The following is a 10,184-nucleotide window of genomic DNA, read 5'->3' on the forward strand; positions in this document are numbered from 1 at the left end:
AAATATCCTAGCACTTTTTTTCCCCTATCCAAGGGGAGGCTTTAAACCACAATTATTTAATTAATAATTAATAATTAATTATTCGGTAAAATTAATACAATCCATTAATAAGCTGCTAATTTTGTCATTTCTTTGCACCGCAGTAATAGCAGCTCTAACACTCATCCAACCTTTAGAACCTACTTTTTGCTCCCAAGGTTCTGACCAAGGTTTTCCGGGAACGTGAGTTTCAATAAATTTACCTAATTGGCTTTTTTTTCCTAAATTATAAATACAATAATGACTCATTAATGCTGAGGCGATCGCTGCATCAATTCCGTCAGGAGTATTATGAGTAATAGCTGCTTGAATAGTTGCTTTTTGTTTGACTTCTTTAATGGTAGGAAAAATACCAATGGGAGCTGCTCGCATTGCAGCACCACTTTTGTCGCTTGTAGGAATTATTTCTGCTAAAAATTGTTGCCCTGTTTTCACTTGTTTTAAAAAGTCATAAAACTTACGAGAATATCCTTCTCGTTCATCTCTTTTAAAAGCTGCAACAAATTGATCGGCTAAATTTTCTCGCGTCCAAGGTTCCCTAGAAATTATCATTTCGGTAATAGCAATGCTCATTTGAGTGTCATCAGTGTAGGAACCGGGAATAAGTTTGTGGCGCGGGGGCTTCACATAATTAAATAGATTATTGTGTTGTTTAATTAACTGAATATCTGCGTATTCAAAACCGGCGCCGTAAGCATCACCAATAGCAAGTTCTAGTAACATAATTTCAGTTATCAGTTATCAGTTAACAGTTATCAGTATCTCCTACTGAAGTAATATCATGTCCGAAAGAATATGTAATAATAATTATAAGGCTATCTTGAGACAAGAGTGAAATTGTCTGATAATGTCAAATGCTTATAGAAAAAATTGCCAGTCACTATAGAAGTGGCAAATCTGATTTAGCTCAAGATTTTTTTATACCTTGTTTAAAAAATTGTATTCAATATCGCCGTGCAGTTGGTTATTTTTCTAGCGGTGCGTTAGTATCTTGGGCAGAAGCTATTCCTTATTTATTGAATAAAAATGCTGTGATTAAGTTGATAATTTCTCCTAAGTTATTGGAAGCAGATAAAAAAACTTTAGCTGTGGCAGTTAATGAGGAAAAAAATCATCAATTTAGACAAATTATTGCTGATAGAATTATTAAAGATGCTCTGGAATTATCAAGAAAATCGGATTCTGTTCACCTGAGACAAAAACTATTAGCTTGGATGATAGCTAATGAGAAGTTAATTTTAAAATTTGCTTTTCCTCAGCATATTGATCGAGTGGGAATTTTTCACGAAAAAATCGGAATATTTGATTTGGAGAATGATAATTTTGTTGCTTTTACTGGGTCTGCTAATGAGTCAATAAATGGTTATAGTCGTAATTATGAATCGATAGATGTTTATCGGAGTTGGGTTAGCGCTGACCAAGAAAGAGTTAAGATTAAAATTGAAGAATTTGAAGAAACATGGTCAGGAAAAGCAGTAGGTTTAAAAATTCTTTCTTTATCCTCAGAAACAATGGAGTTTATTAGGTCTTATGCTCCTGATAAAAAACCTGACATCAGACAAGAAAAAAGACAAAATTTAGAGATTAAAACCCAAAAATTACCCTTAAAAATTCCAGAGAAAAAAAATGGTAGTTATCAATGGCGACATCAAGAAGAGGCAGTAGAAGAGTTCCTTAAAGTTGGTCATGGTGTTTTAGAAATGGCAACAGGTACGGGAAAGACTCGTACTAATTTAAAAATTCTTAGTAGACTAGATGAGCTAGAGCAAATAAATGGAATTATTATTAGTACGGAAGGTACTGATTTATTAGNCCTTAAAAATTCCAGAGAAAAAAAATGGTAGTTATCAATGGCGACATCAAGAAGAGGCAGTAGAAGAGTTCCTTAAAGTTGGTCATGGTGTTTTAGAAATGGCAACAGGTACGGGAAAGACTCGTACTAATTTAAAAATTCTTAGTAGACTAGATGAGCTAGAGCAAATAAATGGAATTATTATTAGTACGGAAGGTACTGATTTATTAGATCAATGGTCAAAAGAAATGGATAGTTGGTCTGTTCAGAGACCCAAACTTTTTAGAGTTCTCAGACATTATTCTTCTTACCATGAATTAGAGAGTTTTGCTCTTAATCCTGAGAGAGAAGTTTTAATAGTTTCTAGGGAAAAATTAGGTTTATTATTTAATCGTCTAGAGTCAAAAATAAAATCAAAGTTGATTATTGTACATGATGAGGTACATGGTTTAGGAAGTTCGGCAATTCGTCAACAATTAACTGGAAAACATCAAGATTTTGGTTATCGGTTAGGGTTAAGTGCTACACCTGAAAGAGAATATGACAGTGAAGGAACAGAATTTATTTTTGCAGAGTTAGGGGAAGTATTTTTTCAATTCGGAATTAAAGAAGCTATTGAAAGAGGGATACTTTGTGAATTTGATTATATCCCTATTTTTTATGAGCTTACTAACAATGATAAAGAGAGACTTCAACAAGTATATAGACAAAAAGAAGCTCGTCTCAAAGCAGGTAAACCAATGAGTGAGGAAGAGGTTTGGATTAAACTTTCTCGTGTTTATAAAACTGCTGAAAATAAACTAAATATTTTTGCAGGTTTTTTGGTTGAAAATTCTCAGATACTTAAATCAACTATTATTTTTGTGGAAGAGAAAGAATATGGTAATCAACTATTAGATAATATTCATACTTACACTCATCGTTATCGAACTTATTATTCAGGAGAAGAGCAAAAATATCTGCAAGATTTTGCTCAAGGTAAAATTGATTGTTTAATAACTTGTCATCGTGTTTCTCAAGGAATTGATATTAAGAATCTTGAAAATGTGATTCTTTTTTCTTCAGCAAGAGCTAAACTAGAAACTATTCAACGTATAGGTCGTTGTTTGCGGATTAATCCAAATCATCTAGACAAAAGAGCAAAAGTAGTTGATTTTGTCTTGGAGTCGGAGGATAATCAAGATAGAATATCTGCTGATGAGGAACGTTATGAGTGGTTATCTGAACTTTCAAAATTTAGGAGAAAAAGTTAATAGTTATGTTAGATAAGGAAATAGAAAAGGCTATTAGAGAGTCTGTTTCGGAAGCAAGTCAAGCAGAAGCAGTTGCAAATAGATTGATTAAATGGTTAGAGGAAATGAGTAAGCAAAATTTAAACGAAACGGATAAAAGTGAACGTCTTGAATTAGTCTATGACGCTATTAAAATTGAAGAATTAGAAATGAATAATGAAGATTGAAATTATTGGTTTAGAAACAGATGGTTTAAGATTCCGAGATATGAATATTAATTTTTTCTATGGTGTTAATCCTGCTCATGTTTCTATGATTCAAGTGCCTAATGGTACAGCAAAAACGACCACTTTAAATTTAATTCGTGCTGCTATAAATAGTGAAGCAAATAAATAGGATGTGGAAAAAGTAATAAGTTTTTGTAGAGTTAACCAATTTAATTCTACTGGAACATTTATTTGAGATTTAAGGGTTGATGAGAAGCGTTTAAATTTTGAATTAAATTTTGATTTTGAGGAGGGAAAAGTTGATTATTGTACTATTTTTCCGTCATTAAGAGGAGTAACTCCAAAATGAGAGCTTCCCCTGAATTCTAGAGGAACATTTGTTTGAGATTTAAGGGTTGATGATAAGGGTGTAACTATTGAAAAATTAGAAATGAATAATGAAGATTGAAATTATTGGTTGGAAAACAAAAGGTTTAAGATGCCCAGATATGGATATTAATCTTTTATTTGGTGTTAACCCTGCTCATGTTTCTCTGATTCAAATGCCTAATGGTACAGCAAAAACTACTACTTTAAGTTTAATTCGTGCTGCTATGAATGGGGAAGCAGATAAGTGGGATACAGAGAAAGTAATAAGTTTTCGCAGAGTTAATAAATTTAATTCTGAAGGAAAATTTACTTTAGATTTAAGGGTTGATGAGAAGCGTTTAACTTTTGAACTAGATTTTGATTTTGAAGAGGGAAAAGTTGATTATTATACATCGGATTCATCATTAGGAGGAATAATTCCAAAATGGGAGCCTCCTCTGAATCTTTATCGTTTTTTCAATCAAAAATTTGTGCAATTATTTATTTTTGATGGTGAGTTTGCTAAAGATTTGTTGGACTCAAGTAAAACTCATGCTTCTCAGGCAATTGATAGTTTATTTCAACTCTATTTACTACATGAAATTAAAGAATTTACAGACAAACATTGGAATGAAGCAACAAAAAACAAAGCTAGCGAGCAACGAGGTTTAACTCGCCAACAAAATAAAGTTAATGGTTTGAGAGAAAGAATCAAAGAAGTTGAGGGAAAAAAAAATAAAAAACAAGAAGAACTTAGTCTTATAGTNCCGAAAAGTATTATAGCCAGAATAAGGATTTATCTCAACAATTAACAGAGAATAAAGAGGAAAAAGTTAAAGCTGAAGAGCAAGTGGAAAGCAGAATTACAGATATAATGACGCAAATTAGACAACCTCAGTATTTACATGAAATTTTTATTGATTCTTTACTTGAATTAAAAGATAAATTAGATAAAGCCAAACTTCCTGAAAAAGCATCGCGTCAATTTTTTATTGACCTTTTAGAAGAAGAAAAATGTATCTGTGGCAGAGAATTAAATCATCAAACTCGTGAAGCAATTCAAACCAGAGCTGAGTTATATTTATCAGACTATACTGCTGCATTTTTAAATAGTTTAAAAGAAGATATTAGAAATAAACTAATATCTGAAAATTCTGAAAATCTGGTTGATTTATTAACTAAAAATCTAGAAGGGTTAAAAACAGACATTGAAATTAGGCAATATGCTGAAACTAAGTGTAGAGTTATAGAAAATCAACTGACAGACCAAGGGAATACTCAACTTAAATCTTGGCAAAAATCCCTGGTTGATAAAGAAATAGAAAAAAGTGAAATAGAAAAAGTATTAGAAGGAATTAATCGTCTCCCAAATCATAGAGATGATCCTAAAAATTATGAAAAAATTATTTGTATTCAATCATTAAAAAAATGGTTAGAAGAGGAAGAGAAAAAATTAGCAGAAATTTCTCATACAGTAGAACTAACAAAGAAAAAACAAATCTTACAAAAAATTATAGACGAGTCTCTGAAAAAAGCAAAAATTAAATTAACAGACTCTTTAATTGAAGACTGCAATGAATACTTAGATATAGTTTTAGAGCGAGACCCAATTCATATTGATAAAATCAAAAATTCTCTTTATCTCAAAAGTCAAAAAGAAGCAAGTATGGGTCAAACATTATCTGTAGGCTATACTTTTTTAATGNTGGTACGTCTTGACCAATAAAAACAGTAACAACTGGACGACTGCTTGTTCGGAACAAGTTTTCTTGGCGAACAACATCAACTGTGTAAAAAAAAGGATCCGAAAACTTTAATTGAAGACTGCAATGAATACTTAGATATAGTTTTAGAGCGAGACCCAATTCATATTGATAAAATCAAAAATTCTCTTTATCTCAAAAGTCAAAAAGAAGCAAGTATGGGTCAAACATTATCTGTAGGCTATACTTTTTTAATGACATTATTAGAGAGAGGGCAACATGATTTTCCTCTAGTAGTTGATAGTCCAGCTAATGCTATTGATGCTACAGTCAGACGAGAAATTGCTAAATTAATTCCCCAATTTTGTGATCAGTTTATTGCTTTAACTATTTCTACTGAAAGAGAAGGTTTTACTGATACCCTTAATAACAATTCACGTTTCACTACCCCTAAGAAAAATTCACGTTCCACTAAATTTATAACTGTATTTAGAAAAACCAAAGGTACAGAAAAACTACAAAATACTTTACCTTCTGAAGGAGTTACTCAAACTGAAAATTGTGTCATTGTAGAAGGAAAAGAATATTTTAATAAATTCGATCTTGAAGAAGATGAGGATGAGACTTAGCTATGGCTAAATCCTTTCAACTACGTCTAGATGTTGATGAGTGGTTTTCTAATATTAATAAAGGGAAAACACAACAAATTAAAACTGATTTTGATTTATATTATTTCTGTTTAATGATGGGATTGGCAACAAAGTCTAAAAATAATCCCAGTGAAAGATGTAAATGTCGAGATTTTATTGATTACTTTGTTAGCGATTATCAAAGCCAACAAAATTTAATCATTGGTTTACTTATTAGGGCAGAATTAGAAAATCTGGGAATAAGTTTAGATGAAAAAGATGCAGTCAAAAAACAATTATTGAAATTAATTAACCCCAGTATTCAAACTAACCTGACTGATGAAGGAATAGATAAAATGAATGCTTATGCTAGTGGTGTTTTTGATTATTTAATACAAAAATTTAGTTCAAAACCCAATCATCTTGAAAACTTTTTACAGAGGTATGTAAAAATTTTACGAGAAGCTATTGATGGTAGGTAGATTTGAAATAAACCTAGTATCTATCTATGTGGTTTCCCATCCTGAGATTCCTACTATTTAAGTCCAACTCAACTTTATATAGTTTTATTAATGCTTTGAAATTTATTTGTTGAACTGCTCTGTGAAGTTGTATAATAAAGGTGGGATTAAACTCCACAAACCGATCTGATATAGATTGAAATCTAGGAGGATGATTATGATTGAAATTATTGCCAATCAACCCGATAATATTCTTGCCTTTACTGCTCATGGCCAAGTGACAGGAGAAGATTATGAGTCAGTTTTAATTCCTGCGGTAGAAGCTAAGTTAAAAGAACATCGTAAAATACGCTTGCTTTATCATTTAGATAATGATTTTTCAGGATTTGATGCGAAAGCTTTATGGGATGATACAAAAGTTGGTTTTCAACACCTAACAGCTTGGGCAAAAATAGCTGTTGTTTCTAATAATAAATGGATTCTTGGAGCAACAAAATTTTTTGGATTTATCTGGCCTTGCCCTGTCAAAGTGTTCGATAATAATCATTTATTAGAAGCTAATGAATGGCTCAAGGCTTAACAGTTTTTTGTGTTGAAAAATATTCTTGAAATAAAAATTACCTGTAAGGGAAGTTTTGAAATAAAAAATAAACGGAAGTAGCTTTTTTTGTTATTTCCGTTTATTTATAAAATAGCATATTTTATTCTGATTGAAAGTTATTTAATGGATTTTTTGTAGCGGACAGACACTTTTGCAATGGTGCGTTACGACAGATTTTTAAATGTTTTTCATAGTGAGTGATTATAGCTGTCTAACGCACCCTACTGGAATGTTTCAGCTAAAACTGTGCATTAGAGAAGACACCGTAGGGGCGGGNCCCGCCCCATAAGATATGAGCCGCCTCTCAGGGGCGGGTTGATGTAAATCCTAGAGTAAGCATAAAAATTTCCACTAAACCCCGCCCCTACCTATTGCACCATTTTAGATGAAACGGTCTACTACGAATTTGCGTAAGTTACGATAAAATTAAACACAAAATTTAAACAAATTATTATGAAGCAAATTGTAGAATTTCCCCTAGAAGATGGTGACTTTATTCTTATTGAAGTAGATGCACCTCCCCAACAAATTGATGACCGTATTGGCATAACAGATGATGTGACTAGGAAGGCTAATAAAAGTTTTGATTCGGCTATGGAAAAAATTAAACCTGTGGCTAATACTATTATTAAAAAAGTTAGAAGTATGAATGAACCTGCTGATGAAGTAGAGGTAAAATTTGGGATTAAATTAAGTGCTGAAATGGGTGCAATTATTGCTTCTGGAGAGGCAGAAGTTAACTATGAAATTACTCTAAAATGGCATAATAAATAATGACTACAATACTTAACTTTGACCGCTCTATTGTCAGAATTTATTCTCAGTCAAACCAAGTCAAAGGAGCGGGTTTTTTGGTATCTGAAAATCAAGTTATGACTTGCGCTCATGTAGTATCTTTTGCATTAGGCATCAATGGTAATACTGCTGAAATGCCAACCACAGAAGTTAAATTAGATTTTCCTCAAGTTGCACCAGGCAAAATTCTGACAGCTAAAGTAATTTTATGGTTGCCTGTTAACCCAGAGGCAGCTTTAGAAGATATTGCTGTTTTGGAATTAACGACTATTTCTAATAATATTTCCCCAGTGCGGTTGATGACTTCTGAGGAATATTGGGGGCATAATTTTCGTGCTTTTGGGTTTCCCAAGGGTAAGGAAAATGGTGTCTGGGCAAATGGGGTGTTACGGGGTGGTACTGCTAATGGTTGGGTTCAACTAGAGGATATTGACAATACTGGTTATGCTTTGCAGGAAGGTTTTAGTGGTACTCCTGTTTGGGACGAAACTTTAGAGGGTGTGGTGGGGATGGCCGTTGCGGCGGAAAAACAACGGTTGGATACCAAGGCAGCGTTTATTATTCCTACTAATATATTGATGGAAGCATGGCCTCAGTTGCAGGAGCGGTTAATTGGGGGTTGTCCCTACAAAGGTTTGTTTGCATTCCGAGAAGCTGATGCTGAATACTTTTTTGGGCGGGAGGTTTTCACTGAGCAGCTTGTGGCAGCAGTGGCACGACAACAATTTGTGGCGGTTATTGGGCCTTCTGGTAGTGGTAAGTCTTCGGTGGTGTTTGCGGGGTTGGTTCCTTGGTTGCGCTCTCAGGGAAATTGGCAAATTGAACAGTTTCGCCCGAAAGCTCATCCTTTTGATGAATTAGCTCGTGCTTTGGTTCGTTTCAAGCAACCAGAAAATAAGGAAACTGTACAAGATATAGAAGCTTTGCAACTTTCTATGTTGTTGGAATCAAAAGAGTCAACTTTATCAACATGGTTAGCTTCTATTTTGGAGAAACATCCAGGTAGTCGTTTGTTGTTGGTGGCGGATCAGTTTGAAGAAATTTACACTCTTTGTACTGACGAGGAAAAGCGGGTATTGTTTTTGGAAAGGTTGCTTAATGCAGTCGCAAATATTCCAGACTTGACTTTGGTTATGACTCTGCGGGCTGATTTTTTGGGGTATGCTTTGTCTGACCGTTTGTTGGCAGATGCTTTGCAGAATAGTGATGTGAAATTAGGACCGATGAATAGTGACGAGTTGCGGTCGGTTATTGAATTGCCTGCTCAAAAGTTGGGGGTGCGGTTGGAGTCTGGGTTGACTGAACGGATATTAAAGGATGTGGAGCGATCGCCTGGTAATTTGCCTTTGTTGGAATTTGCTCTGGAGCTTTTGTGGGGTAAACAAAGTTATGGTCAGCTTACTCACGAAGGTTATGAGGAAGTGGGAGGAGTTGAGAAGGCGTTGGCAAGTTATGCGGATGATGTTTATGAAAAGTTGAGTGATGGGGATAGGGAAAAGGCGGAACGGGTGTTTATTCAGTTGGTGCAACCAGGGATGGGAACTGAGGATACTCGCAAGGTGGCGACTCGTGCTGAGGTGGGGGCAGATAATTCGGATCTGGTGAGGCGGTTAGCTGATGCTCGGTTGGTGGTGACGGGGCGGGATAAAACTGCTGAGGAAACGGTGGAGGTTATCCATGAGGCGTTGATTAGAGAATGGGGAATGTTGCGGGAATGGATGGGAGTGAGTCGGGAGTTTCGGGTTTGGCAGGAAAAGTTGAAGGGTAGGTTGGCAGAATGGGTGGAGAAGGATAAGGATGATGGGGCGTTGTTGCGGGGGTTGCTTTTGGTGGAGGCGGAGAAATGGCATCAGGAAAGGTTGTCGGAGTTGAGTCAGGAGGAGCGGGTTTTTATTCAGTTGAGTTTGGAGTTGCGCGATCGGGAACGGAAACAACGACAGCGCCGGAGGCAGTTAACTGTTTTCGGGTTGACGGTTGGTTTGGTTTTGGTTTCTGTGGCGGGGATATTTGCAGAGTTTCATAGACGTAGGGCTGTTGAAAGTGAGCAAAATGCTGAGATGAGAGCTAAAATAGCTACTTTAGAATCCCGTTTTGATCAAAGTTTAGAGACACAGTTAGATATCATCAGACTTGGGAAACAATTAAAAAAACTGCAAAATGATCGTCAAATTAAACCTGACATACCTTTTAGGACAGCAGGAATATTACAAAAAATGAGCGACTGGCGGGAGTCTAACCGCCTAGAGGGGCATCAGAATTGGGTCATCAGCGCAGAATTTAGCCCCGATGGTGAGTTGATAGCTACTGCAAGTCGTGACAAGACAGTGAAACTGTGGAAACCAGACGGCACTCTGGTG

General features: G+C 35.0%; 10 protein-coding genes. 9 read left to right on the forward strand and 1 reads right to left on the reverse strand.

Going from position 1 to position 10,184, the window contains the following annotated elements:
- Positions 1 to 78: 78 nt before the first annotated feature.
- Entirely contained in the window at positions 79 to 762 is a 684-nt protein-coding gene (locus tag AFK68_RS24860) for an ADP-ribosylglycohydrolase family protein (protein ID WP_094675963.1), read from the reverse strand.
- Between the two features lie 788 nt (positions 763 to 1,550).
- On the opposite strand from AFK68_RS24860, the gene AFK68_RS46395 reads away from it, so the two are divergent.
- From AFK68_RS46395 to AFK68_RS24915, 9 genes are all read left to right on the forward strand, one after another.
- On the forward strand, positions 1,551 to 1,851 hold a 301-nt coding region (locus AFK68_RS46395), incomplete at its 3' end, for a DEAD/DEAH box helicase family protein (protein ID WP_210407607.1).
- A 9-nt stretch (positions 1,852 to 1,860) separates the two neighbouring features.
- Positions 1,861 to 3,084, forward strand: a complete 1,224-nt coding sequence (locus AFK68_RS46400; RefSeq protein ID WP_371357549.1) for a DEAD/DEAH box helicase — start codon at positions 1,861 to 1,863, stop codon at positions 3,082 to 3,084.
- Positions 3,085 to 3,089: 5 nt separating this feature from the next.
- Positions 3,090 to 3,290 carry a CxC ATPase DNA modification system associated small protein gene (locus AFK68_RS24875; RefSeq protein ID WP_094675967.1) on the forward strand — a complete coding sequence of 67 codons (201 nt, stop codon included), beginning with the start codon at positions 3,090 to 3,092 and terminating at the stop codon, positions 3,288 to 3,290.
- A complete protein-coding gene (locus AFK68_RS24880; RefSeq protein WP_094675969.1) occupies positions 3,280 to 3,459 on the forward strand; it encodes a hypothetical protein in 180 nt (59 codons plus the stop codon). Before AFK68_RS24875 ends, AFK68_RS24880 begins: the two co-directional genes overlap by 11 nt.
- A 1,929-nt stretch (positions 3,460 to 5,388) precedes the next feature.
- Positions 5,389 to 5,970 (forward strand): hypothetical protein, encoded by a 582-nt coding sequence (locus AFK68_RS24895; RefSeq protein WP_094675975.1) that lies wholly within the window; start codon positions 5,389 to 5,391, stop codon positions 5,968 to 5,970.
- Between the two features lie 2 nt (positions 5,971 to 5,972).
- Positions 5,973 to 6,452, forward strand: a complete 480-nt coding sequence (locus AFK68_RS24900) for a hypothetical protein (protein WP_094675977.1) — start codon at positions 5,973 to 5,975, stop codon at positions 6,450 to 6,452.
- A gap of 196 nt (positions 6,453 to 6,648) precedes the next feature.
- On the forward strand, positions 6,649 to 7,011 hold the full coding sequence (locus tag AFK68_RS24905) for an STAS/SEC14 domain-containing protein (protein WP_094675979.1): 363 nt from the start codon (positions 6,649 to 6,651) through the stop codon (positions 7,009 to 7,011).
- Between the two features lie 474 nt (positions 7,012 to 7,485).
- A complete protein-coding gene (locus AFK68_RS24910) occupies positions 7,486 to 7,806 on the forward strand; it encodes a CU044_2847 family protein (RefSeq protein ID WP_094675981.1) in 321 nt (106 codons plus the stop codon).
- Positions 7,806 to 10,184 (forward strand): trypsin-like peptidase domain-containing protein (locus AFK68_RS24915; RefSeq protein ID WP_143438225.1); only part of this gene is annotated, 2,379 nt, incomplete at its 3' end. The genes AFK68_RS24910 and AFK68_RS24915, both read left to right, overlap by 1 nt.

The organism is Hydrocoleum sp. CS-953 (genome assembly GCF_002260545.1).
Lineage (GTDB): Bacteria > Cyanobacteriota > Cyanobacteriia > Cyanobacteriales > Microcoleaceae > Trichodesmium.